We start from the raw sequence: 26,556 nt of genomic DNA on the forward strand, positions 1-26,556 counted from the left end.
TCCTCTCACCCGTTTACAATGCGAAAATAGCGAATAATTATTTATGTTACTCAGCTCTGAGTGAGTCTGAGGAAACATAATGGCAGCAAGGGACACTGGAGCAGGAGATGCGGCAGACGAGACAGCGAACCGGGAGACGCGACGTGGCACTCGACGCCGGGACGTTCTCAAATCGGGAATCAGCCTCGCGGCGATAGCTGGGGTCGCGGGCTGTCTCTCCGGGGGCGACTCCGAAGAGACCACCACGACGACCGCCGCGGACGACGGCGACTCCGACTCGGAGACGACCGGCGAGACGACCGAAAGCGGCGGGTCGGACGGCGAGACGACGAACGTCGCTATCGTCTCCAGTCCGGCCGGATTCGGCGATCAGGCGTTCAACGACCTCGCGCTTCAGGGGCTTCAGACGGCCGCCGAGGAGTACGACATCGAGATTCAGCAGGTCGAAGAGACGAACCAGTCGAACTACCAGACGGTTCAGTCCCGGCTCGCCGAGAGCACGAGCCCCGACTACGACCTCGTCGTGCTGGTCAGCTACAACCACACGCAGGCGCTCCAGACGAACGCCGAGGCGTACCCGGACCAGAACTGGATGCTGATAAACGACTCCATCGACCAGCCGAACGTCGCGGGGTACACGTGGGCGAACCACCAGATGTCCTTCCAGGCGGGCGTGCTTGCGGGGACGATGACGACCCGCGAACTCTCCTACGAGGGGAACTCGCTCGACCCGGACTCGTCGACCGTCGGGTTCGTCGGCGGCGTCGACGGCTCGCTCATCAACGCCTTCGAGCGCTCCTACCGGGCGGGCGTCGAGTGGGTCGACGAGAACGTCGACGTCACGGTCGGCTACATCGGGAACTACACCGACACGCAGACCGCGAACAACATCGCCACCTCGCAGTACGACGCCGGCGCGGACATCGTCTACCACGCCGCGGCGGCGGCGGGACAGGGCGTGTTCCAGGCGGCGCAGGACGCAAACCGCTTCGCCATCGGCGTCGACGCGGACCAGTCCGTCACGCTCCCGGAGTACCAGGACGTCATCATGGGCTCTGCGGTGAAGTACATCAACGAGGGGACCTACGAGGTCGCGGAGGCCACCGTTCAGGGCAACTGGTCGGCGGTGCAGGGCGCGAACATCCTCGGTCTCGAAGAGGAGGCCGTCCGAGTCGTCTTAGGGCAGGCGGTCGGCGGCGAGCTTCCGGACGTGGTCACGGAGAACCTCGAAGCGGCGAGAGAGGCCATCATCAACGGCGACGTCACCGTGCCGTGTAGCGCCAGCGGCTGCTAGCGACGCCGCCATGGCACCACCTCGCAGGGTTTTTACTGACAGCGTAGACTCCAACCCATGACAGACACGACCGCACCAGCAGTTCAACTCACGGACATCACGAAGCGCTTCGGCGACGTCGTCGCCAACGACAGCGTCGACCTCACGCTCGACCGCGGGTCGATTCACGCCGTCATCGGAGAGAACGGGGCGGGCAAGACGACCCTGATGAACGTCCTGTACGGACTGTACGACCCGAACGAGGGGACCATCGCTATCGACGGCGAACCCCGTTCGTTCGACTCGCCCAGAGACGCCATCGCGGCGGGCATCGGGATGATTCACCAGCACTTCCAGCTCGTCGACAACATGACCGTCCTCCAGAACATCGTGCTCGGTCACGAGCCCTCGTCGCGGGGACTCGTCGACGAGGGCGCGGCCCGCCGTCGCATCACCGAAATCTGCGACACCTACGGCTTTTCGGTCGACGAGCATCTCGACGCGCGAATCGAAGAGCTCGGACTCGGCGTCCAACAGCACGTCGAAATCGTCAAGAGCCTCTATCGGGGCGCCGACACGCTCATCCTCGACGAGCCGACGGCCGTGTTGACGCCCCAAGAAGTCGAGGGGCTGTTCGACGTGATGGAGGCGCTCACCGCCGACGGGCGGTCGCTCATCTTCATCACCCACAAGCTGGACGAGGCGATGCACGCCGCCGACGACATCACCGTCCTCCGGGACGGGAGGGCCGTCGGAACGGTCGACGCCTCGGAGACCTCACAGAACGAGCTCGCCCGCATGATGGTCGGCCGCGAGGTGCTTTTCGACGTCGACTCGCGGGGCGGAACCCCCGGCGAGGTCGCGCTCACCGTCGACGGCGTGACCGTGCGCGACGAGCGCGGACTCGAACAGGTCCGCGACGTGAGTCTCTCGGTTCGGGAGGGTGAGATTCTCGGTATCGCCGGCGTCGAGGGCAACGGCCAACAGGAGCTCATCGAGGCCATCACCGGGATGCGAACCCCGGAGCGGGGCACGGTCTCGCTTCAGGGCCGCGACATCACCGAGCTGTCCCGCCGCCGCCGCATCGAAGACGGCATCTCGTACGTCCCCGGCGACCGGCTCGAAGAGGGCCTCGTTCAGGACTACACGCTCGTCAGGAACGCGCTTTTGAGCAATCAGACGATGGACGACTTCTCCGACGGGCTCTTCCTCGACTGGGGGCGAATCGGCGACCACGCCGACGAGATAATCGACGAGTACGACGTGCGCCCGCGGAACCCCGAGGCGACCGCGAAATCGCTCTCGGGCGGCAACCAACAGAAGTTCATCGTCGGCCGCGAGCTCGAACGCGACCCGTCGGTGCTCGTCGCGGCCCATCCGACCCGCGGCGTCGACATCGGCTCGATCGAGTTCATCCACCGGCGGTTCCAGGACATGCGGGAGGCGGGCGTCGCCATCCTCCTCGTCTCGTCGAAGCTCGACGAGGTCCAGAAGCTCTCGGACCGCACGGCCGTCATGTACGAGGGGTCGGTCGTCGACACCGTCGACCCCGACGACGTGACCGAAGAGGAACTCGGCTTACTGATGGCCGGGCGGGCCCGCGACGGCACCGAACGCGCGGCGCGCGGCGTGGAGGGGGACGCGTGACCGACGCAGCCACCGGCGTCCGGTCCCTCGCGGACCGCATCGCCGACCGCATGCTCGACGCGTCGGTGCTCGAACGCGTCGTCATCGCGCTCGTCGCAACCGCGCTCGCGCTGCTCATCGGCGCGGTCATCGTCGCCGCCTCGGGGTACGACGCCGTCGAGTTCGTCTCGGCGCTCGTGTACGGCGCGGTCGGGAACGTCTCGAACCTCGCGTTCATGCTCCGGCAGTCGTCGATGCTGATTCTGACGGGCGTCGCGGTCGCGGTCGCGTTCCGCGCGGGCGTGTTCAACATCGGCGTGCAGGGCCAGTTCGTCGTCGGCGGCTTCGCGGCCACCCTCGGCATCCTGTTCGCCGCGCCGCTACTCCCGAATTCGCCGGTTTCCGCGATTCCGCTGATGACGCTGGCCGCGCTGTTGGCGCTGGCGGCCGGCGGCGCGTACGGGGCGCTCCCGGGGATGATGAAGGCGTACGCCGGCGCGAACGAGGTCATCACGACCATCATGCTGAACTTCGTCGCCTCGGGCGTCGTCTACTTCCTGCTCGACGCGTACCTCCGACCGGAGGGTGCCGCCGCGCCGAACACCGAACAGTTCCCCGACTACGTCGGGCTTCCCGGCCTCGTCTTCGAGAGTCCGTCGTTTTCGATTCTCGGACTCGGGGTGGCGCTCCTGACGGTCGCGGTCGTCTATCTGGTGATGGACCGGACCGGCTTCGGTTACGACCTCGTCACGAGCGGCTATCAGGAGCCGGCCGCCAAGTACTCCGGCGTCGACCCCAAGCGGATGATCGTCCGGACGATGACCATCTCCGGGATGATCGCCGGCCTCGCCGGCGCGCTCTTCGCAATCATGATTCTCGGCTACTACAGCGACCCCAGCACGTTCCCCACGTTCGGCTTCGACGCAATCGCCGTGAGCCTCCTCGCGGCGAACAACCCGCTCGGCGTGATTCCCGCCGGCCTGCTGTTCGGCGGCCTCGACGCCGGCGGCCAGTACATCGGCTTCACGCTCGACGTGCCGAGCGAACTCGTCGACGGCGTCATCGGGCTCATCGTCCTGTTCGTCGCCGCGCCGGAGCTGTTCCGCGCGGCGGGACAGTACACCTCGCTCGGAGGTGACCGCGAATGAGCACCGCTCGCGCGCTCGTCGACGACCGCCGGACGCTGTTGGGCGTCCTCGGGGCGCTCGTCGCCGTCATTGCGCTCCTGCTTTTCACCGACCTCCCGGGGTCGGACCTCGTGACGGTCGGCGCGCTCGAACGCGCCTTACAGGCGGCGACGCCCATCGCGCTCGCGGCCATCGGCGGCCTGTACGCCGAGAAAAGCGGCGTCTTCAACATCGGGCTGGAGGGGTTCATGATATTCGGCGCGCTCGTCGGTGCCGCGGTCGCCTGGCTCCTCGCCGGCGGCGAGGGAATCACGCAGGTACACCTCTGGGTTGCCTTCGTCGCGGTCGCGCTCGTCTCCGGCGTGTTGGCGACGCTGTTCGCCGTCCTGTTGATTCGGTACGAGGCCAACCAGATCGTCGCCGGCCTCGCCGTCTGGTTCATCGGGCTCGGCTTCGGGCCGTTCGCCGCCACCGTGCTGTGGGGCGGCGTCTCCAGCCCCTCGCTGCCGAACATCGACGCGGTTTCCGTCCCCGTCCTCGCCGAGATTCCGGTCCTCGGACGGCTGTTCTTCGACGCCTCGCCGCTGGTCTTGCTGACCATCGTGGTCGCCGTCGCGGCCTGGGTCGTCCTGTTCCGGACGCGCTACGGCTACTGGGTCCAGGCGGCCGGCGAGAATCCGGAGGCGCTCGACACCGCCGGCATCGACGTCAACCGCGTCCGCTACGCGACGGTCATCTTCTCCGGCGTCATGGCCGGCCTGGGCGGCGCGGTCCTGTCTATCGGCATCGGCAGCGGGTTCACCGGCACCGGCGTGACGATGGTCGACGGCCGCGGCTGGATCGCCATCGTCGCGTACCTCTTCGGCAACTACAACCCGCTGGGGACCTACGGCGCGTCGCTCCTGTTCGGGGCGATGGACATGCTCCAGATTCAACTGCAGACCATCGGCATCTCGCTTCCGGGGAGCATCACCGGGCTGTTCCCCTACGTCGCCGTGCTCGTCGTCCTCGTCGGCGTCGGCTACACGCGCGTCCCGTCGGCGGTCGGCGAGTCCTACGACACCGAAGAGTAACCCCCCTCGCGGGGCCGCGTTCGAACCGACGCCGCCGGCCGCGTCGCTCGTAGTCCTGTCGCCAACGAACAGTTCAATTATCGTTCGCCTCGAAAGGCGGGGTAGTGACCATCGATGAACCAACCGTTCGCGAACGGCTGAAGGCGTTCGGCTTCTCCGACAAGGAGGTCGACACGTACGTCGCGCTCTTGGAACAGGGCGAGGCGAAAGCGAGCGACCTCGCCCAGCGCGCCGGCGTGTCCAAGCGCTACGTCTACAACGTCCTCGGGGAGTTCGAGGACCGCGGACTCGTCGAGGTCAACGACCACGAAACGCCGACGACGATTCGCGCCGTCGACCCGGCGGTCGTCGTCAGACAGCTCTCGAACCAGTTGTCCTCACTCGAAACGCAGCTCGAAGCCATCCACAACCCCGACCCCGGCGAGGACCGTCGCTACGAGGTCATCAAATCCAAGTCAACCGTCAAAAAGCGCATCGCGTCGCTGGTACAGCAGGCCGAAAACGAGGTCAACGTGTCGGTGCCGGCGTCGTTGCTTCCGGACCTCGCGTCCGAGCTGGCGGCCGCCGTCGACCGGGGGGTGCTCACGCTCGTGCTCGCCAACGGCCACGGCGACGACGCCGTCTCCGAGTCGGCGTTGCAGGGACTCGGCAGTGTCGTCCGTTACTGGGCCGACGGCGGTCCGATGCTCGTCTGCGTCGACCGGACTCACGGGCTGTTTTCCCCGCCGGAGTTCGTGATGGGACAGGGGTCGAACCATCAGGCGATTAGCTTCACGGAAGACCGCCTGTCACCCGCGCTCGTGGGGTCGTTCCTCGGCAACTACTGGCCGCTCGCAGAGGAGATTTACCTCCACGAACCCGACGAGCTTCCGGCGACGTACGATCGCTTCCGACACGCGATTTTCGCGGCGACCCGGTATCAGAAACGCGGCTACACGCTCGTCGCGGAGGTCGAACTCAGACCGGCGGACTCGGACGAGGCGTTCGAAACGCGCTCGGGGACGATTACCGACATCACGCAGGGGCTCGTGAAACCGACGACGAACTCGATTCCCATCGAGAACTCGTTCACCGTCGACGACGGCACCGAACGGCTGACCGTCGGCGGCCCCGGCGCGATCGTCGAACCGTACGAGGCCCGACGCGTGACGCTCGACGTCGTTGAGTCCACCGGACAGTCGGTCTCGGAGCTCCTCGCCCGCTCGGACGCGTTCAATCGCTGACGTACCCATCGGCGAACGCGCTGGCTGCGCACCCGAGCGCACGGCGCGACATCACCCGTGGTAGACCTCGTGTTGCCACAGCAGGGAGCGAGCGACGGCGACTCCCCACGTCACGGCGTCTTCGAGGGTCGTCCCCTTGCGGGTCGTCTCGACGATATACCCCGGGAGTCGCAAGTCGCCGTACGCCTTGTGGACGAACAGGGGTCGCGACCCGCTGAGCGAACCGCGCCAGTCGAAGTCGTAGTGCGACGGGTACGCCGAGCGGTCGATGTACTGCTCGTTGACGTAGTCGCAGGCGTTGCCGGCGTTTTCGGGCGTGGCAGGCGTCGAGAAGACGGCCTGCCCGACTTTCCCGTCGTATCGGTAGATGCCGCTGGAGCTGTGGAGGTCGACGACGACGTCGGGGTCGTGGGAGACGAGTTCGTCCCAGAGCGCTCGCGCGAGCTTCGAGGTCGGCTCGGAGCCGGTGGGGAACTGTCGATTCAGGTCGCCGTCTTCGGTGTACCGTGCCCCGATTTTGACCGCGGGCATGTTCGCGTAGGGAACGACGACGAGTTTGCCGCCGGTCGGGCGGAGGTGTCTGATGTAGTCCGCCGCATGGTAGCCCTGCGGTTCTTCGCCGTGGACGCCGCCGACGACGAACGCGGTGGGGCCGGGTTTACCGGAGTCGATGACGTGGACGGGCGTCTCGTGATTCGTTCCGGGCAGCAGCGAGTGAGTGCTGACCGACCCCGCGTTGACGCGGTCGAGGCGGGTCTGGGTCCAGCCGAGGATGTCGGAGTAGTTGCCGTGTTTGTGGTCGCGGAGGAGTCGGACGCGCGGCACGCTCGAAATGCCGTAGCGGACGGCCTCGTCGGTGGCCGAGCGAACGAGACTGTCGTAGCGGTCCTCGTAGGCTCGGTTGGCGATTTTGGTGATGTTGCGGACGCCGGCGAGGTCCATGTAGGACTCCAGGCGAGCGTGGGTGTACGTCTTCGTGGTGAAGTTCCAGAACATGAACTCGAAGAACTGCCAGAAGTTCTCGGGTTCGACGTCCCAGACGCCGTGAGCGGCGCGAGCGGCGCGGGCCTCGCCCTCGTCGTCGCCGACGAGATACGCGTCGAGGTCGTCGGGCTTGTACGAGAGGAATCTGAGTTCGAGATTGAGGTCGCCGGTGAGGACGTACTCGCGGACGACGTCTTCGAGGTTGTGCTGGACGAAGTACTGCGAGGAGTCCGACAGGAAGTTGACGTAGACGACGAGGGTGGGGTTGTCGTCGTCGGTGCCCATCGTCGGGTAGAGTCTGTCGGGGAGGTACGGTGCGGTTCCGACGACGCCCGGCGAGAACGCGGCTTCGGCGTCACCGGCCGCGCCGAGGAGCGCCGTCTCCCCGGCGGCGGTTGCAAGCGAGCGACGGCCGAGCGTCCCTCGTCCCGACCCGCGAGTCGCAACTCGATTCAGCGAAATATCTGGTTTCTGACGGAGCGATTGGAGGTACTCGTGCACGGTGTGAACGCCCGTCTCAATACACTAATCCGAACTGACAAATAGGTGCTGGTACTGTACGATAAATCGAACAATCACCCACTACAGGCCGATACTATGGTTATCCACACATATCAGTAAAATATTACTACTCGCCGCCACATTCCTTTTGTCATGTTGGCCAGTAGTAATTATCGCGTGGACGTGTAATGTCGGGAACAGCATCGCGAATCCGCGCCCTGCCCACCGAGCGCACACCCCGTCCGGAACACGCGCGTCCCGTGCGACGCCGTCTGGATGGGTGAGCGGCAGGAGAGGCACCCAGTCGACGTCGCCGCCGGTCCGACGACGTAGCGTAGCGAGCGTGCAGCGGTGGACCTCTGATCGACCCACGCACGTCGCGTGCGCAGTTTCGGGTCCACCGTACGCGCGTAACCACTTCCCCATCGACCAATGACAGATTCCTCAGACAGAAACACAGCACGTACGGGACCTCCCGTGAACCGTCGGGACGTTCTCCGAAGCATCGGTTTGGCAGCACTGCTGTCGGCCGCGGGGACGACCGCGACCGCGACGCCGACGCAGACCGAAGGTGACGCCGCTCCCACCGAGGCGACGCCGCTCAGCGAGTATCGAGAGAACGTCGTCTGGTACCGCACTGGCGACAAATCCGGGCGAGAGCGGTTCATGGAGGCCGTCTCCACGCCCGACGGCGGCGTCACGACGCTCGGCCTCGCCACCACGTCCGACGGCGGTGCGGAGTCGTGGCAGTACACCTGGGACGCCGACGGTGAGACGCGGTGGACGACCCCCCACGGTCAGGCCGGGTTCGACATCGCGTACGGCGGTGCCCGAACCGCGACCAACGGCTACGTGCTGTGCGGAGCAACGGGGGGTCGCTGCGCCCAACAGATGTACGTCGTCGAGACCAATCGAAACGGTCGAGAACGGTGGACGCAACGGTTTCAGATCTCCTCGACCGCCGACGACCGGGCGAACGACGTCGTCCAGACATCTGACGGCGGGTTCGTCGTCGCCGGCACCTCCGGCGGCCGCGCGGCGCTGGCGAAACTCGGCTCCGACGGCGCGGTTCGCTGGACGCGGACGTACGCGGGCGGGACGCGCACCGAGATCGCGTCCGTGACCCGGGCCCAAGACGGGTTCACCCTCGCGGGGACGCGCACGAGCGACGACGACACCACCGAGTTCCTCATGGTGCGAACCGACGCGGCGGGACGCGAGCGGTGGCGAACGTCCTACGCGGCGAACGAAGACAACCGCCTCGAAGAGTGCATCCGGGTCGACGGCGGCTACGTCCTCGCGGGGACGACGGGGGCGGCGGACGCCTTCACCACCGACGCGCTGTTCGTCAAGACCGCGGCCGACGGCGACGCGGTCTGGACGAAGACCCACGGCGAGGACGGTCAGGAGTTCACCGCCGACGGAATCGTCGCCCTCGAAGACGGCTACGCCGCGGTCGGAACCCGAAGCGTCGACGTCGTCGGTCCGCAGATGTGGCTCAACGGACTCGACGGGAACGGGGACCGTACGTGGACGTACACGTTCGGGACCGAGCGCGCCGAACAGCCGCACGCAATCGCGGCGATGGACGCGGAACACCTCGGCATCTGTGGCTCTCGGAACCCGCCTCAACGGCGCGACGAGTACGGCGGCTTCGTGGCGAAAGTGAAACTGCCGGAATAGGTCGCAGCGAGGACTCACCACCGACTATCGCAACTGAAGTACAGACCACGGCATATTTTTCTAATCAGAATTTTATTAGTTTTAATCAAAATGTATAAAGTGTTTTAAACTTCATGAATACAACACTGTACCGATGACTAACACGAATCCGGGCCCACCGACCGACTCGGACGACCCGCCGTCAGAGCGGTCTGACACCGACGGATATCTGGGCTCCACGTTGCCTCTGAGCCGTCGCGGGTTCCTGAAAGCGTCGAGTGTCGGCCTCATCGGCGCGTTGCTGTGGCGTTATCTCCCCTCCGAGACGCCGTCGTCGCGGAAGACGCGGGCGACGTTCTACACCGACCGGAAGCGGCGGGCCGCCCGCGAGAACATCGACTCGCACGACTGGGCGCGGGCGAGACGCGACGGCGTCGTGTCGGCCGCAAACGAACTCCTCGACCAGTTCTCGCTCGACGACCTCTGGGAGTACGTCGGCTCACAGCACGTCCCTCGGACGGCGTGGCTCGCCGAGGGCACGGCGGGGAGCTACCCGTGGTCGAGCGCCTGGGCACCGAAGTCGCCAGCTTCGGGGGCCTCCTACGCGGCGAAGCCCGGTGCGAAGTGGAAGATATCCGACCGCGAGTACACGCTTCCGACGAACGACTTCGAGGCGTATCGCCGGAGCGGCCTCGACGAGACGGGCGCGTTCGACCCGTCGCTCGCGGACCGGTCGCTCCTCGTCAACGAAGAACACCCCGAGATGGGTCCGAAGTGGGGCGTCGACGACGGCCTCGGCTGGGTCGACGAGGACGGCGACCTCGGCGACCCCGGCGTCCGGTGGACGCCGGTCGGGTGGGCCCACCACTGGAACGTCATCTACGGCATGCGCTCGATGCTCGACAACCTCTCGCACGCCTACCTCTACACCGAAGACCAGCGGTACGCACGCGCCGTCGCGGTGCTTCTCGACCGACTGGCCGACGTGTATCCGAACATGAGCCTGCAGGAGACGGTGTACTTCGACGACGGGGGGTACACGGAGGTAAACGGGCTTCCGAACCCGACCCACGGCGGGACGGGGCAGGGCAAACAGATCGGGTCGATCTGGGAGTCGTACTGGGTCAAAGCCGTCATGAAGGCCTACGACGCCGTCTTCCCCGCGCTCGACGTCGATTCCGAACTCACGCGCTTTCTCGACCGGAAGGCGACCGAGTACCCCTCGTTGCCAGCGAAGGACACCACCGACGCCGTCCGGTCGAACATCGAATCGGGGTTCATCAGGCAGATGCTCCCCGGCGTCAAGCGGGCGCAGATACGCGGTAACTTCGGGAGCCACCAGCAGACGGTGGCGCTCTCGGCGGTCGTTCAGGACGACCGAGACGGCTACACCGACGAGGCGCTCGACTTCCTGTTCAAAGCGGGAACGCTCGAAAAGGAAGACAACGGCACGGCGTTCGGCCGCTGGCGTCTCACCGGCGGCGAGGTGCTGTCGAAGCTCCTCGCCGACTTCGACCGCGACGGCTTCTCGAACGAGGCGAGCGTCCACTACAACAGCCTCGTCGCTCGGGCGTTCGAGGGCACCGCCGAGGTTCTCAACGGCTACGACGGTTATTCCGGTGCCGACCTGTATCGCACTCCGCTCGTCAGTCAGGCGTTCGAGACCCAGTCGCGGCTGACGTTCCTCAATCGGTACGTTCCGCGTATCGGCGACACCGCCGGGACGGGCAGTCCGGGGTTCGACGACATGATTCCCACGGCCACCCTGATTCGGGCGTACGTGAAATACGGGGGCGAAGGCCTCGTCAAGTGGCTGTATCACCGAAACGGGAACTCTGGCGCGGGCCTCCGAGGCGACATCTTCGACCGGAACCCCGAGCAGATCGACTCCGCGCTCCAGACGGCGCTGGCCGCGACCGGGCCGCTGGACCTCGAAAGCACACAGCTCGCGGGTTACGGGTTCACGGCCCTCCGGGCGGGGTCGGCCGCCGACGGGACGGGGCGCGGGGTGTGGACGTACTACGGGCGGAACGCGTTCGGTCCGGACGACGGCTACGGGACGAGCCACTGCCACCGCGACACGCTCAACCTCGGCGTGTTCGGCCACGACCTGAACCTCTCGCCCGACCTCGGCTATCCGGAGGAGACCGGCGACTGGCCGAAGCGGTGGCACTGGACCGCCAACACGGTGAGCCACAACACCGTCGTCGTCAACGAGCGACAGCAGGACCGGCAGTGGGTCGCCGCCCCGAAGCGGTTCGACCACACGGACCGCGTCCAACTGTTCGACGTCGACGCCGCCGACGTGTACGAGGAGACCGACCGATACCGCAGAACGACCGCGCAGGTGACCATCGACGAGGCGAACTCGTACGCGGTGGACTTCTTCGCGGTCGCCGGCGGGACCGACCACCACTTCAGTTTCCACGGCCCGCCGACGCCGGGCGACCGCGTGACCTACGACCTTCGAGACGGCGTCTCGGAGTTCGTCGCCCGCGGCGGCGCGGGCGGCATCGAACCCTCGCGGGACGCCGCCGTCGACGGGTCGTGGTCGATACGCGTCTTCGACCCCTCCGACGAGTCGCACGACTGCCGCGGGCTGTCCGTCGCCGCGGGGTCCGACGCGGAGGCGCGGGTGTCTATCAACGCACAGCCGACCGGGACGGAGGCCTACTGGCAACACGTCCAAGCCATCTACCTCGGTCAAGACGAGCGCGGTCGGCACGTCTGCGCGGGCGTCGGCAACCACGGCTCGGGTGACGACCCGCGGCTCGGGCTGTTCTACCCCGAGGCCAACACGTGGGCAGCGTCCACGTCGATCGACGGCTGGAGGAAGGGGGCGTGGTACTCGCTCGCCGTCTCGACGGACGGGACGACCGTCGACGTCGCGCTCGAATCGCCCGACGGTACGACCCGCGCACGGGGAACCTACGAGTTACCGAGTGCGACCGACGACCGGGTCGGCATCTTCGGCGGACTCGGGACGCGCCAGACGGGGAGCCTCTACTTCGACGGGTTCACCGTCGACGGCACCGCGGTCGAACTCCTCCGGACGGAGTTCGAAGAACAGTCCGGTGTCTCGACCGAGCGGCTGCATCTCACGCCGCAAGACGGGGGGACGTACGCCGGTCGAGACGTTCCGAAGCCCGCCCCCGGGGAGCAGACGGAGTACGACGAGCGGGTCGGTAACGGCTTCAACTACCTCTCGGAGGTCGAGCGCGACCCCGACCCGGGCGACCGGTTCAGCGTCGAGTGGAACGCCCTCGACTACTGGGACGTCCGGCCGGCCGACGCCGACCCCGTCAGGATGCGGCTGACGGTGCTGACGGCGTGCGACGACGTGGCAATCGCCACCGGCGACCCGCCACAGCGCTGGAACAACCCGGACTCGCTGAACTACGTCCTCGCCCACCGACGGCCCGAACGCGGCAGTTCGGTCTTCCGGTCAGTTATCGAATCGTACGAGGGCGAGCGAGCGATTGCCGACGTGACCGCCGTCCCCGTCGAGAGCGACGGCCCGACCGCCCGCGCCGTGCAAGTCGAACTGAACGACGGCCGGACGGACTACGTCCTCTGTGCGACCGCTCGTCCCGACGGGGAACCGGCCCAGCACACTGTCGACGGCGTCTTCTCCTGCGACGGCGCGTTCGCGGTCTACTCCGTCGACGACGCGGGGAATCACGAACACGCGTACCTCGTCGACGGGTCGTCGCTGACGGCCGACGGCGAGAGACTCATCGACCAACGGCCGCGTATCGAGGGGACCGTCGACGGCTTCACTCGAAGCCTCTCGCTCGACAACGAACTGCGCGTCAGCGTGACGAACGGGCCGCTCGACCCCGGGCGCATCGAGAGCGCGGTCGGCTCGTGGGTGTACGCCGACGCGGTCGACGGCCGAAACGGCGCGTACGAAATCGTCGGCGTCGAGGACGCGACGAGCGCCGGGGCGACGCTCAAACTCGGCGAGCGGACGACGGTCAAACAGTTCCGCGACCCGAGTGATCCGGACGCGGGCTACGAGTACGTCCTCGAAGAAAACGGGCGGTTCGTCATCCCGCTGAGCGCCACGTGGTCGGGGTAGGAGCCCGTCGGTCGCCCGCTCGTCGGCACGCGGACGCCGCTTTCTCGACGGGCGTCGCAGTGGCGGGCGCTAGCGTTTCAGTTCGAGAATCCACTCGCACTTCCCGCAGGGCGTCTTGCCCGTCCGCTTGGCCTCGCCGCGCGTGACCTCGACGAAGTGACCCTCGCTGTGGCCGCCGCAGACGATTTCGCCGTCTCCGTCGAGTTCGTGATACGCGTAGCCGCCGGTGTACGCGCCGTTGGGCGTCGTCGCGACGCGGTCGTCGTCGTCGCGGGTGTCCTGTGCAGCGAGTTCGCTTCGCTGCTCGCTCGTGGGCTTCTGGTCGATATGCTCTCGCGTCGGCATCCGTGGCTGGTACACTCGCCCGCCGGCATATGTTCATTACGGCCACGACAGGCGTCGAAGTTAGCGCGAGGACAACATCGCAGGAGAACGCCCGAAACCGCTCGTCAGTCTCAATCGGATGTGTCTTTTTTCCGACGGTACCCTCCCAAACCCATGAGTTCGTCTCGGGTCGAATCCAGTAGCGGTGCTTAGTCCAGCAACTGGTGTGAGTCCGGTCCGTGGTGAGCCATGCCGTCGGAACGGACCTGTGAGCCCTAAGTGTACCTCCAGGAGATTGTTGCGGTGACGAGGGCAAAACACGCCTGTCGTCGACTCGCCCGCCGAGACACGACCGAGAGGACAGTTCACCGAATCCGGTCGTACAGTTCGAGAAAGCCGAGGGATCACACGAGCGCCCCGGCCAATCCGGGAAACGCCGATGCGTTCTGCGAGAGACCGAGACACTCCCCACCTTGCACTCCCGCGTTGAGGCCGAGGAAGAAGCCGTCGAACGACGCGACGGTCCTCGCGCGGACTCCCGCGTAGTGTTCGAGGACGACGAGTCCACATAGAAGAACGAGCGACCCGACGAGGAGTGCGCCGACAATGTGTGCGAGCGAGGCCTGCTGGCCTACCGCCGACTCGACGTACCAAAACGGACCGAGGGGTGCGACGAGGACAACGACAATGAGGGCGTACGTCCCAAGGCGTTTGCTCGTCTCGGCGAGTGGGCGTGTGTCGGTCATTCCGTACTCGTGTGTCGGGTCGGGCGGTGATATAAGTCAGCGCCGTCTCGTCGGGGGTGCTACTGTAGTCCCCGACCGGGCGGGTCTCCGAGTAGTCCCTGGCTCCGGACCAGGATGTACAGGAGGATCGGGCCGGCGACCAAGAACAACAAAAATAGCAGGCTGACCCCCTTGAGTACCGACTGGACGGGAAGCACAATTCTCGTCTTCCTCCTGTAGTCGGAACAGTCCACCCCAGTTTTCGCGACGAGTCAGCGTACATCCACGTCAACTCCCGCAACAACGTGTCCTCTTCGGCCGTCGTCGCGTTGACTCCAATTCGGCCGGCAATCGCGGCCATATTCGGTCGTCGTCGACGAACCCCCATTTCAGGTCGAACGTCCCGAAATGAGCGTTCAGACGGCGAACAAAGAGAGGTGTGTGAACTGTCGTCGTCACGCGTCGCGAGCGCGTGCAGACGCCAACTCGGTCCCGATTCCCGGTCGCGAAATCGGGCGGTACACCCCACGTTCGAGAGGGTGTGCCGGAGAATCGACGCATTTCAACCTTGGCCGAGCGACGATACGCGGCCGTCGAGACGGCACCTGCACGGTGGCTGGGAACAGGCGAATCCCCCCAGCGAGCGGTGTGAGACGCACGCCGGTCGGAATCGGGTGAGTGACGAGTGCCACACAGCCGGCGTCGATGTCGACCCCGGATACGTCAGTGATCGACGCGAACCGAGTACACCTTTGCGGAGAATCGTCGTCCATGTACACCGTTGCGTATCGGGGTGTGTAGCGCGTGTGACCCGGTTCACCCTCGCCACTACGGTGTAGAATCGATCGCAATTTTCGCTAGAGGTGTAGCACGATGGTCGGGGTGTTCGCGTGGTCGCTGTCGCGGATGACTGGTCGTCAAGCATGTCCAATTTTCGGTAGTAGCGGTGTTAGATTCTCCACAGGAATTGGACGCGGGAGTCTGTCGCAGGTGTGCTATCAGATACGAGTCCTCGATCAGGCGTTGTTCCCAGCGCATCACAGACGGGCTATCTGCACCACCTTCCGAACAGTAGATGACGAACGCAACGGCCGGATTCATCCTGGCTCAAACGGGCGGGGAGTCCCTTGATTCCGTAGTATCGTCAACAGTTCACTACGTAGCAATCAGGTCAGCTATTATAAGTGCTTAACGTGGCCGACAGAAGCTATCGACTGTGGAACGATCACAACAGACGAGCGATATCGGTCGTCGAGCCGTCTTGGGCCTCACAGGTGGAACCGTCCTTGGACTCCTCGCAGGCACGGCTGTCGCGGGCGACAGCCAAGCGCTGAGTGGCTCCGAGACTGCGGGTGGAGTTTCGGGGGACGAGAACGTAACGCTCGAACAGATCGGCCGGTACGAGTCGGGGCTCTTCGACGAAGGTGGGGCCGAAATCATCGCCTACCACGCCCCCACACAGCGGCTGTTCGTGATCAACGCCGACCTCGGTGGCGTCGACGTCCTGGACGTCTCGGACCCAACTGCACCAGAGAAGGTCGGTGCACTCGACGCCGCGAGCGAACTCGACGGCGTGAGTTCCGCGAACAGCGTCGCGACGTCCGCCGACGTTGTCGCCGTGGCGCTCGAAGCAGAGGTCGCCCAGGACTCCGGGTTAGTCGGGCTCTACGACCCCGAGACGCTCGAACGCCTGGGGACCGCACCGGTCGGCCCGCTTCCGGACAAGGTCACTTTCACCCCGGACGGAACGCGAGTGCTCGTCGCGAACGAGGGCGAGCCGACGGACAACTACGCGTACGACCCCCGCGGCTCCGTCAGCATCGTCAACGTCTCCGACGGCGCGGATACCCCCACGGTCAGCACCGCCGACTTCACCGCCTTCGACGGGAAACAAAAGCAGCTCCGAAAGCAGGGCATCCGCATCTTCGGCCCGAACGCGAGCGCGTCGCAGGATTTCGAGCCGGAGTATGTGACCGTGAGCGACGACTCGAAAACAGCGTGGGTTTCGCTGCAAGAGAACAACGCGATTGCGGAGATTGACATCGACACGGCGAAAATCAAGAATCTCCTGCCGTTGGGGTTCAAGGACTACAGTCTGGCCGGAAACGAACTCGATGCAAGCAACGAGGACGGTGGGGTCAACGTCCGGAACTGGCCGATCAACGGGATTCTCCAGCCGGACGCAATCGGCGCGTACAGCCCCGATGGCAAGACCTACCTCGTGACGGCCAACGAGGGCGACAGCCGCGATTACGACTCGTTCAGCGAGGAGGCGGAAATCTCTGACCTCCGACTTGACCCCGGAGCGTTCGACTTCGACGAGATCGAAGGCATCGACAGCGTCGAGGAACTCCAACAGCCCGAGAATCTCGGGGCCAAAGGCGTGACGACGACGCTCGGTGACGTCGACGGTGACGGGCGCTACGAGGAACTGTACGTCTTCGGCGGGCGGTCGTTCAGCATCTTCACGACGAACGGCGAGCGGGTGTTCGACAGCGGGAGCGACTTCGAGGACATCACCGCAGAGCGATTCGACGACCAGTTTAACAACGACAACAACGAGCACGACCCTGACGGCCGCAGCGACAACAAAGGCCCCGAGCCGGAAGGGCTCACAATCGGGCAGGTCGGCGACCGGTATTACGCGTTCATCGGACTCGAACGCATCGGCGGCATCATGGTCTACGACATCACCGAGCCCGAGTGTGCCACGTTCGTTGAGTACGTCAACAACCGGGACTTCTCGGTCGACATCGAGTCGGCCATCGAAGACGGTGACGCCCCCGCTGGCGCTGCGGGCGACCTCGGTCCGGAGGGACTGGACTTCGCGACCGCCGAGGAGAGCCCGATTGACGACCCGCTCGTCTTCGTCGGCCACGAGATCAGCGGGACGACGGCGATATTCCGCGTGACGAGCGACGAGAGCGATGACGTTGTGGGATCGTGCAGCGCCGACTCGCGTGGGAACGGACACAAGAACGAACACGTCAAGGAACGTGGAAACGGACACGAGAACGGAAACGCCAACGGTCGTGGAAACGGCCGGCGGTCGTAATGTAACGGCGGGTCGATGACAGTCTCCCCGGCTTGAACACCGGGGGGTCGTATACGCACACGAAACACCAACGTACAGACCGTCTCCGTGTTCTCACCTTAGCGCCCGCCGAACACTCGTCGTGTCCACCTCGACGACGACCTCGTTCGTACGGAGCCACGGGGGCGTGAAGGGCGCGTCGTAGCGCAAGAGGCGGGGCTCACTCGTCGGTTCGATGCCGGCTTGCGCCAGCGTCTTCCGGAGGGTGCGTTCTTTCAGCGAGACGCGGACGCTCGGAGCCCACCACGAAAAGCGGAGGACGGCCAGCGTCCGTGGCGGGTCGACGACGAGCTTCACGTCATCGTTCGTTGGCTCCGGAGCGGTCTCCGGCGTGTACGTTGCAGGGAGGAAAAACGACATCGTCGCACCGTCTTCTCGGGTTGTCTCGACGGGGGCGGTCATCGAGATCGACTCGCCCGTCACGCTGGCCCCGTCATCGGCGTCTCCGGTGGCTCTCGTGTCCGCGCCCGTTTCGACGGGCGTGGTCATCGAGACGGACGTGCCGCCTTCGTTCGCACCGTCGATGTAGTTGAACAGGCGGAAAAACGCCTCTCGGCCGTTAGACGCGGTGGTCTGGACGCGAATCGTCTCCGGGTATCGCCGGAGTTCGACACCATCGATTCGCTCAACCGTCTTGTAGGGGACTCGTTCAGTCCCGCGGTTGTTCACGAGATCGACGGCCGTCCAGACTGCTGCGGCGGCCAGTCCCACGCCGACGATGCCCGCACCCAACTTCGCTTTCGTCTTCCAATCCATGTCCTGTGTAGGCGACGCGACTGCAAAAGCCGACTTGTGTGGCTCTGCGTTCCGCTCGCGTCGACTTCGGCTGTGAACACAGTCGACCAGGGCGATAACAGATGAAGTCGCGGGGGTGGGTGGTGTCGCGAATGTCGAACCAGATGGAGTACTGGTTCGAGCGTGACGTTCCACTCGCGGTCCCTAGACGCTCCGCATTCGTCGTTTCGGGAGTTTCGAGTTGTTACTACGGTTCCGCCTTCGCCATCGTGGTAACTCAGTTTTCGGATGTCGTTGGTGCCAGCACTCGAAATTCAGGGCTGAGTTGCGCGAACTGTTCGCATCCGATCAGCGCAACGTCGTTCTCCACCGCAACACGTACGCGAGTGAGGCAACCCAGAACGCTGCGAGGAAGACATACATCGCGTCGCCCCCGGGGTTGATTGAGTCGGTAAACGTCCCCGAGAGAGCGTATGCGAGGACAGCGACGAGAACGGGCGCTCCAATGTACGCGACGAGATGCGGCATCCAGTTCGCACCTGCGGCGCTCGTGCGTTTCACGTGAAGATACATCGCAACGCCGGTCAGCGGAACGAGTATCATGATAAGACCGAACATGCCGAACACAGTTGCGAGGACGGCCGCTCCCTCGTGTGGTCCGATAAATGCAGTTCCGATGACGAGCGGTGCGATGACCACGTAGCCGACGATAACACCTGGCCATCCGCCGGGGACTTCGACCTGTGAGCCGAACCGTTCGACGAGCGCCGGCGTCAGCGGATACCGCCACGCGTCCCCGAATATTGCCTTGCCGGTTGCGATGAATCCGAACAAGAACGTACAGGTCGTGACGATCATCCAGACGAGGAGCAACGCTGAGATGACGAGACCGGCCCCAGCGGCGATGGGTGCGGAAAGCGTAACGACATTGGTGATGCCCTGTTCGGTGAGTTCGGCGTAGACGAATACGGAACCGAACGTCAGTACTGTCAGTGCCAGCACGGTGAAATGCCAGTCCAGAGCGTTGCGGGCGTTTCGTTTCGTGAACTCGTTGGTCGCGACAAGATACACCAGTCCGGCGCCGATGACGCCGGTTGGGATCGACAGCAGGTGGACGAGAATGCCGCCGATCGATCGTTCGTTGAGCAGTTCGGGACCGGGTGTGGCGGGCGTGAATGTCGATGTCATTGGGATTTGGAGGGTTGTGGTGGGTGATGAGGTACTGTTGGGTGTGCTGGTTATGTCGATGAGAGGAGGTTCAGCGGGCCGTAGCGGTCGCGAACCCAGCGAACGAGTCGCTCTACGACGAGCAACGCCAGGCTGGTTACGAGCAGATCGACTGCGGTGTCCCACAGCACGATATCGCTCTGCGTGCTGCGTATATCAGCGCCGACGATCGTGAGAACACCGCCGAAAGCGAATAGCACTAAACTCAACTGAAGCCCGGCGAGTACGAGCGTGCGGATTCCTGCCGTGTCCGATAGCGTGAGGAATCCTCGTGTGGAGAGCCGGTCAAGCGGGGTATCTGCGTTTAGCGCGCGTTTTCCCTCGGGCGAGAGGGGCCAGTCCGACGCTGGATGGTTAATGTAGTACAGGGTGATCGAGTCGGGATACGTCTCTGTGGCCACGACGTCGATTGCTTGTAACTCCTGTAACCGATTTCGAACTGTTGCCCTGCTCACTTCGGGTTTGATTCGTGCGTGCAGTTGCCGGAGGGAGAAGAACGGTCGATCGGACTCGATCATCGTCTCAACGACGTGCTCTTGTGTGAGCGTGTTGTCGAGGTTCCGATCGATTCGTTCATCGATCCATGACGGGAGCGTGGACACGGATCCACCGTTGTCGACGGGGATTATTAAATCGAGACGGATTTTTCGACCCCACGAACCGCCGTTTCACGGCCGTGAAACGCCCGGTCATCGCTGTGAGAACGGTCTTCCGGATGGACACCGAGACTTCGATACTGGTTGTGGTAGTCGGTACCGTCGTTCACTCGACTCTGTGTCTGTCGTTGTCGGAAGACATCACGCGCGTTCTAGTGCCGATGTGGACTCCGATGTGGACGACGGGATTCCTGAGGCGTCGCAACCCTCACGGAAATGACCTTGGGTCGACTTTATCCCGGAGCGCTCCCTGAAACCACCCAGTATGGCTCGTGACCGACTCCTGAGCGCCGAGACGAAGACGACGCTCGTGTTCATGTTTCTCGGGCTCACTGCCTGGTATCTGGCACAGGAGTATCTGGGAAATGGGCTTGTGGAACTCGTTGCGCTGTTCGGTGTGGGTATTGTGCTTCCCACAGTAATTAACGAACTCCGTCGGCAGTCCAACGGGTGAGGTGGCGACGTTCTCGGGTGGGTTGTGGTTGGGCGTCACCACAGGTCCAGTTCGTACGTCAAGAGATATCCGAGAGCCAGCGCGGTGAGCACACCCAGATTGACATCCTCCCCGCCCTGAAGGGCGAGGATTCCCGAGCGTTGGGATATTAGGGTTCGCAACCTACCTGTTCCCTCGGGTGGAACGACCCGGAGGTTTGGTTGAACAGGTAGGCTACTGGCCGTGCCAAACGACCGTTACTCATATCCCTAGTTGGGGGATTCTGAGTTATCTTTCTGCGAATATTCACTGCACCGTTCACGTCTGCGTTCATCGTCGTCCCGCACGACTCGCAGACGTACAGGCCACGCTCCACGCGATTCGCATCACGCTTCCGACCACAGCACGAACACGTCTTCGACGTGTCTCGTTCGCTCGTTCGGTCAACGAGGATGCCGTGTTCCTCTGCCTTGTATTCGAGCAAGGTCGTGAAGCGGTCGAACTCCCATCCGTGGAGTTTCTTGTTTCCACGCTTGCCCCAGTTCCGAGACTCACCATTTTCGTCTTCTCGAATCTCGCTCAAGTCACCGATGGCGATGTGGCCTACCTCATGGTCGATGCACCGTTCAACGATGTGTTTGGCGAGGGCGTGCAGGAAGTGGTCTTTCCGCCGAGACAACTTCTGTCGGGCACGGAGAGCACGTCGTGACGGGCCGTTTTCGCCTTCCGTGTCGTACTCGTCGCGGGTGAAGTAGTGCTTGTCTTGCTTCAGGACGTTCCCCGGATACAACTCCGCATCACCGTCGTCATAGGCGATAGCGAGGTAGTTCTTGATGCCGAGGTCGATTCCAGCGGTGTTGTCGCCGGGTGCGTCCTCTACGGGGATTTCGACTTTGCAGACGAGGTGGAGTTCCCAGTGGTCGCCGTTCCACACGGCCCGCACTTGCTGGATGTTCTCCACGGTCACGTCGGGGCGTGTTTCGTACTCGCAGAGGATGAAGTCCGAACGGTGAGTCTTCAGGTTGAACCCCTTGCTCAGACGGAGTTGATTGTGCTTGGTGTCGTGCCTGATGCCCTTTTGCTTCCACGTCACGGTGGAGCGCGGGTGTTCGTCGCCGTGTTTGCGATAGCCGGGTGGGTTGGCGTCCTCGTCTCCTCGTTGGCGTGCTTTGTACCAACTTGTGAACGACTCAGCAAGTTCTTCAAGAACTCGCTGACTTGACTGAGAATGTAGGTCACTGTATCGTTCGTGTTCCTTGAGTTCGGATTTGAGTTCGCCGTCGTCGGGGATTTCCCCGTCTTCATCCCATCGGCCTTGCGTGTAGTATCGGGCGACATTCCACAGTTTCGACGCGGAGAACCCGCACTGGTCGAGGTCGTCGCTCACCTGTTGGTGGTTGACGATTTTCGCTCGATAAGTGCGGGTTGTCTCCAGCATCGGACTGAGTCCATAACCAGTTATGGAAATTCAGGTATTAAAAGTGACGACTGAACGTAGAATATCCAACAGGACCATCGAGCGTGATTAGTGGAGGAATTGTCGGCTGTATCCCCGCCCTGAAGGGCGGGGTTTTAGCCTTGTAACTTCCATAACGATGGTGCCAGCAAGACGGCGGCGTAGGTCAGGGTTGCCGAGGAGGGCACGGCGGACATCCATAGAGAATCAATGCCCGGAGATTCGGTTAAATGGTTTGATGTCAACTGGCTATCCTTTACTGAGCGATTCCTGAGTTCCCTGTATTGAGCGATCCGTGAGTCCCCTGTACTGAGCGGTTGAAGGTGGGAAACTATCAATTGCGGAGGATTTCAACAGAGCCGTGGGTTTGTGTACACTGAGCGAACCCCCATCGTATCTCCACAGAACCCAGAGAAATTGACGCACCGGTGTAGCAGCACGAAATAGCTATCTACGTGTCTACGAGACCATCGAGTACCGATGGCTCCACCCCTACCCGCACGCGACACACTCCCCGACGAACTCCTCGAACGGGACCACTGGGTGGGATGGCGTAAACAGACACGCGATGGGGCCGAAACGAAGGTTCCAGTCTCGGTGAACGGCGGCTACGCTTCTGCAACCGATGCGGCGACGTGGACGACGTTCGACGACGCGCTCGCGTATGCAACAGATGGCGCGGCAGATGGTGTCGGCTTCGTGTTCAGTACTGACGACCCGTATGTTGGTGTCGATCTCGACAAATGCCGCAGTCGTAAAACGGGCGAGACAGACGAATGGGCCACAGAGATCATCGACCAGCTTGCGTCGTATACAGAGGTTAGTCCGTCAGGAACGGGCTATCACGTCATCGTCCGTGGATCACTGCCGCCAGGTGGCAACCGAACAGGGAACCTCGAACTCTACGAAGACGCGCGATTCTTTACGGTGACTGGTGACCACGTCGACGAGACGCCCACGACAGTTGCTGACCGAACGGACGAACTCACCGAAATCCACGGTGCGTACTTCGAGACACAACACACCCAGCGTGACCAACACACATCAAACACAGACAGCACGATTCAGAAACCGAGTGCTGTCGACACGCCAGGAAACGACCTCACCGACGAAGATGTGGTCGAACGTGCATCGAACGCAGCAAACGGCCTGAAATTCAGCCGACTGTGGAAAGGTGACACGAGCGCGTACGACAGCCACTCAGAAGCGGACATGGCGCTGTGTTCGATCCTCGCGTTTTGGACAGGTGGCGACGCAGCACAGATAGACCGGCTTCTCCGAGACTCTGGACTGTATCGCAAGAAATGGGATGACGTTCATTTCGCCGATGGGTCAACATACGGAGAAAAGACCATTGAGCGGTCGGTTTCAGGCACGTCCGAGTTTTATGACCCCTCACAGTGGTCGACTACAGCCGGCCGTTCACTATCGCGCACAGACTCCACCCGAGATGGAACTGGACGTGGGGACCACCAGCCACCACGTAAGCCGACATCGGCCACACCAACCGACAGTGAAAAGATAGCCTCAGCTCGCGATACCAGCACTCTCGAACGACTCAGAGACCTGCAGAGTCATCTCGAAGCGACACTCGCAGAGAACGAACGATTACAAGCGGAGTTGGAAACCGAACGCGAACGGCGACGTGAACTCGAAGCGGCGGTCGCTGCGGAAGGCGAGACAGATGAGAGTGGTCGTGGGTGGTCGCTGTTTGGGTGGTTCAGACGGTAGCCCAGCCCTGTTTCGTTGGTTCTCTCGTTTGTAACTGGTGACTGGCGATTTTCACGACTGGGACAGTACCGACTGCAGCTCCTGTAGCGTGCGCATCTCGGTGAATCCGGGTTGGTGAATCTTGAACGACGATGGCGGCGAATTCGAACTGTAGGTTTTTTCGACGCGTGGGTAGCCCTCGTTTGGTTCGTTGAGTGCACGGAGGACCTCATGTGCATCACTTCGATTCTTCACGACCCACACCGCTGCTTCGGGATCGCACGCAGCCATCTTGTCATAGTCGTCTGGAACTGCAGTCAAAATATCGTGATTCGCTCGCTCAGCTTCGAGGGTGACGGCGATGTCGCCATGCTCATCGAGACAGACCGCATCCAGACGCGAGCCTTCGTGTTCGTAGTATGCAACAGCTTCGACAGCTTCCGAGTCATCGTCGTCAACGAACTGTGCTTCGAGATACCGCCGGCCAAGTTCGACCATGACGACGTGGAGACTTGACTCACTCAGATCGCCGCGGCCGTGGCCGTGAGCGATGCCTTCGCGATGGCGAACTGCAATCGCACGACGACCTTTTGGTGTGACTGTGTAGAGCTTGTGTGGATACTTACAATCGACCGAGAGAGATCCGCCATCGATGAGTTCTTCTACTTCCTGATATCTGATGCCGGTGTATTCTTGCAGACGAACCATACTGTCATACAAGAGGTCGTACTCGAACTCGGGGTCGAATCGACGCTGATGTGCAGAGTAGACCGCTTGGAGGAATCGCAGTTGTGCGTCAGTAAAGGCACTACTGCCGCGTTCGACTGCAGACAGTTTGAGTGGGAGTTGTGAGATTGGGATGTCATCGCGGTCAACGTCATCGAGGCTGTGACAGCACTCGACGGCGTTTTTGATGCCCGTGAGTGTTGGGTCGTATCGAGTCGAACACTCCTCACAGACGACGACGTGCACTTCTGAGTCATACACAACCATCGGTGGGAGACGCGACGTGTAGGGTAGCGCAGAGTTGATACGGGCATCGGGTGTTGGTGCGTTCCGATCTGGGTAGGGTTCTGGTGGTGAGTGCCCGGATGGTGTCTGTGAGGGCTCGGGAGTCGCGTGGTGTGTCGACGCTTCTGAATCAGCAAGCGGCGTTGATTCACGGTGGCCCAGTGACGTGTGTGTTTGCTCTGTGGTGGCCCGACTGCCAATCTTCGAGACATCGATCCCAGACGTGTGGGAAGATCGAGTAGTACACAACTCCAGTGCTGTCGCGTATGCTGTCTCACGAGCGGGCGAAAACGGGGCCTCACTTTCTGGGTGGCCAGCTGGGAGTGGTGGACTTTGGAGGACGAACGGGTGTGGCTCTGGTTGTCCGAATCCCGCAGGGAGCGTTGCGAGCCACTGGCCACGACGAAGCGCCCGGAGTCGGGTTTGGACTTCCGTTGCGGGAAGTTCGGCTGTTGCAAATCGCCGACTGAACTCCGGGTCGACTGCGACGTTCCCCGTGACAATCGTTGAGACGTTATTGAGGACTTCGCGATAGGCCTCTGGATTGGCTTCTTTGAGTTGTGCAGGAAACTGCATCGCCAAGGTAATCGAGAGGCCGAACGAACGAGACTGGGCAAGGAGGTCTGACAAGAGCGATGACGTCGATAACTGCGCGGCTTCTTCGAGATACAGATTCACGAGTGGGTGGTCTGTTTCGTCGTCACCTTGTTGGGTTCGGCGTCGAAGGGCAGTCCACAGTGCCGAGAGGATGACAAGCGTGATGACACGTTGTGAGGCCGGTCTGAGACCACCCGTCTCGATAATGATGACTGCGTCTTCGTCGATGAGTCTCCGAAGATCGAATTTCGGGGCATCACGATCGTCGGCTGGGGTATGATTGAATATCTGTGCAAGGCGTGCATCGAGTGGGATTTTCTCGATACGATTTGCAACCCCTTGCATGAGCTCGTCGAACGAGCGCTTCGAATTGGCGGCGACACCGGCGAGCATCGCTTGGAGATCTTCATCTACCACCGGCGGTGGGTCGCGCGTTTCGTGTAATCTGGCGACTGCCGTCTGGAACTCACGATGGCTAAATGCGTTCGACCCATGAATCGGATCGAACATCGCTTTGAGGACGTAGCGAATGATGTCGGGTGACCGAACCGCCTGTTCGAATCGGTCGCGACCCATGATGCCGATCAGGATATCGATGTAGTGGTCGACGACGTCTTCGACAGCAGTCGTCCGGTCGATGCCTGCATCGAGTTGGTCGCGAATATCGAAAAACGACAGCGCGGGGAGTGTCTCTGTGCAATCGAAGTAGTAGACGTCATCGAGAGTGCCGTATTTCGCATAGTGTGCTCGGAGATAGTCGTCGGCCATCCCGTCGCCTTTGGGGTCTATGAGGATATCTGCGCCATCGGTTGCTGCGTGATTCGCGAGCAGCGCCGCAACCAGACTCGATGACTTGCCTGACCCGGTCCGGCCAAACATACCAACGTGGAGCGGTTGGAGTGCTGGCGGCAGTGAGATGGGGACGGCTTCGGCATCGCCGTCGGCCGTCTGTGCATGGCCGAGTGTGAACCCCGCTGTTCGATACCGCTCGATCCGATCACGCGGTGGGCGTGGAAGCCCGTGTTCGTCTGTCGGTGT

18 protein-coding genes are annotated in these 26,556 nt (G+C 63.1%); 10 read left to right on the forward strand and 8 right to left on the reverse strand.

From position 1 onward, the window contains the following. The first annotated feature begins 79 nt into the window (after positions 1–79). From FY251_RS11560 to FY251_RS11580, 5 genes are all read left to right on the forward strand, one after another. Positions 80–1,294 carry a BMP family protein gene (locus FY251_RS11560; RefSeq protein WP_148415005.1) on the forward strand — a complete coding sequence of 405 codons (1,215 nt, stop codon included), beginning with the start codon at positions 80–82 and terminating at the stop codon, positions 1,292–1,294. 57 nt (positions 1,295–1,351) lie between these two features. Continuing rightward, on the forward strand, positions 1,352–2,920 hold the full coding sequence (locus FY251_RS11565; protein ID WP_148415006.1) for an ABC transporter ATP-binding protein: 1,569 nt from the start codon (positions 1,352–1,354) through the stop codon (positions 2,918–2,920). After that, on the forward strand, positions 2,917–4,047 hold the full coding sequence (locus FY251_RS11570; protein ID WP_148415007.1) for an ABC transporter permease: 1,131 nt from the start codon (positions 2,917–2,919) through the stop codon (positions 4,045–4,047). Before FY251_RS11565 ends, FY251_RS11570 begins: the two co-directional genes overlap by 4 nt. Continuing rightward, the gene (locus FY251_RS11575) at positions 4,044–5,099 is read left to right on the forward strand and encodes an ABC transporter permease (protein ID WP_148415008.1); all 1,056 of its coding nucleotides are present in this window, start codon (positions 4,044–4,046) and stop codon (positions 5,097–5,099) included. Before FY251_RS11570 ends, FY251_RS11575 begins: the two co-directional genes overlap by 4 nt. Before the next feature lie 104 nt (positions 5,100–5,203). Continuing rightward, positions 5,204–6,322: a TrmB family transcriptional regulator sugar-binding domain-containing protein gene (locus tag FY251_RS11580; protein WP_148415009.1), complete on the forward strand. Its 1,119-nt coding sequence runs from the start codon at positions 5,204–5,206 to the stop codon at positions 6,320–6,322. A 51-nt stretch (positions 6,323–6,373) separates the two neighbouring features. Here FY251_RS11580 and FY251_RS11585 read toward each other — a convergent pair whose 3' ends face one another. After that, positions 6,374–7,591: a succinylglutamate desuccinylase/aspartoacylase family protein gene (locus tag FY251_RS11585; protein WP_187367403.1), complete on the reverse strand. Its 1,218-nt coding sequence runs from the start codon at positions 7,589–7,591 to the stop codon at positions 6,374–6,376. Positions 7,592–8,317: 726 nt separating this feature from the next. Between FY251_RS11585 and FY251_RS11590 the strand changes: the two genes are divergently transcribed. Together FY251_RS11590 and FY251_RS11595 are read left to right on the forward strand one after the other, a co-directional pair. Beyond that, positions 8,318–9,490, forward strand: coding sequence for a hypothetical protein (locus tag FY251_RS11590; RefSeq protein ID WP_148415010.1), 1,173 nt, complete (start codon positions 8,318–8,320; stop codon positions 9,488–9,490). A 133-nt stretch (positions 9,491–9,623) separates the two neighbouring features. Further along, on the forward strand, positions 9,624–13,550 hold the full coding sequence (locus tag FY251_RS11595) for a heparinase II/III family protein (protein WP_148415011.1): 3,927 nt from the start codon (positions 9,624–9,626) through the stop codon (positions 13,548–13,550). Between the two features lie 69 nt (positions 13,551–13,619). On the opposite strand, the gene FY251_RS11600 is transcribed toward FY251_RS11595, so the two are convergent. Beyond that, positions 13,620–13,895: a hypothetical protein gene (locus FY251_RS11600; protein WP_089776799.1), complete on the reverse strand. Its 276-nt coding sequence runs from the start codon at positions 13,893–13,895 to the stop codon at positions 13,620–13,622. Positions 13,896–14,278: 383 nt separating this feature from the next. Next, positions 14,279–14,620 carry a hypothetical protein gene (locus FY251_RS11605; protein WP_148415012.1) on the reverse strand — a complete coding sequence of 114 codons (342 nt, stop codon included), beginning with the start codon at positions 14,618–14,620 and terminating at the stop codon, positions 14,279–14,281. 1,195 nt (positions 14,621–15,815) lie between these two features. On the opposite strand from FY251_RS11605, the gene FY251_RS11610 reads away from it, so the two are divergent. Next, complete coding sequence (locus FY251_RS11610) at positions 15,816–17,654, forward strand: choice-of-anchor I family protein (RefSeq protein WP_255516679.1); 1,839 nt, start codon at positions 15,816–15,818, stop codon at positions 17,652–17,654. 93 nt (positions 17,655–17,747) lie between these two features. On the opposite strand, the gene FY251_RS11615 is transcribed toward FY251_RS11610, so the two are convergent. The 3 genes from FY251_RS11615 to FY251_RS11625 form a co-directional block, all read right to left on the reverse strand. Continuing rightward, a complete protein-coding gene (locus FY251_RS11615; protein ID WP_148415013.1) occupies positions 17,748–18,449 on the reverse strand; it encodes a heme-binding protein in 702 nt (233 codons plus the stop codon). Positions 18,450–18,776: 327 nt separating this feature from the next. Further along, on the reverse strand, positions 18,777–19,616 hold the full coding sequence (locus tag FY251_RS11620; RefSeq protein ID WP_148415014.1) for a DUF4870 domain-containing protein: 840 nt from the start codon (positions 19,614–19,616) through the stop codon (positions 18,777–18,779). Between the two features lie 50 nt (positions 19,617–19,666). Beyond that, the gene (locus tag FY251_RS11625; RefSeq protein WP_148415015.1) at positions 19,667–20,257 is read right to left on the reverse strand and encodes a hypothetical protein; all 591 of its coding nucleotides are present in this window, start codon (positions 20,255–20,257) and stop codon (positions 19,667–19,669) included. Positions 20,258–20,576: 319 nt separating this feature from the next. Between FY251_RS11625 and FY251_RS11630 the strand changes: the two genes are divergently transcribed. After that, positions 20,577–20,765 (forward strand): hypothetical protein, encoded by a 189-nt coding sequence (locus FY251_RS11630; protein WP_148415016.1) that lies wholly within the window; start codon positions 20,577–20,579, stop codon positions 20,763–20,765. 148 nt (positions 20,766–20,913) lie between these two features. Here FY251_RS11630 and FY251_RS11635 read toward each other — a convergent pair whose 3' ends face one another. Next, positions 20,914–22,182, reverse strand: a complete 1,269-nt coding sequence (locus tag FY251_RS11635; protein WP_148415017.1) for an RNA-guided endonuclease TnpB family protein — start codon at positions 22,180–22,182, stop codon at positions 20,914–20,916. 498 nt (positions 22,183–22,680) lie between these two features. On the opposite strand from FY251_RS11635, the gene FY251_RS11640 reads away from it, so the two are divergent. After that, positions 22,681–23,931, forward strand: a complete 1,251-nt coding sequence (locus FY251_RS11640; protein ID WP_148415018.1) for a hypothetical protein — start codon at positions 22,681–22,683, stop codon at positions 23,929–23,931. A gap of 51 nt (positions 23,932–23,982) precedes the next feature. Here the strand turns inward: FY251_RS11640 and FY251_RS11645 are convergent, their stop codons facing one another. Next, a complete protein-coding gene (locus FY251_RS11645) occupies positions 23,983–26,397 on the reverse strand; it encodes a type IV secretory system conjugative DNA transfer family protein (RefSeq protein ID WP_394349428.1) in 2,415 nt (804 codons plus the stop codon). Between the last annotated feature and the right edge of the window lie 159 nt (positions 26,398–26,556).

It is taken from the genome of Haloferax sp. KTX1, assembly GCF_902410085.1.
GTDB lineage: Archaea > Halobacteriota > Halobacteria > Halobacteriales > Haloferacaceae > Haloferax > Haloferax massiliensis.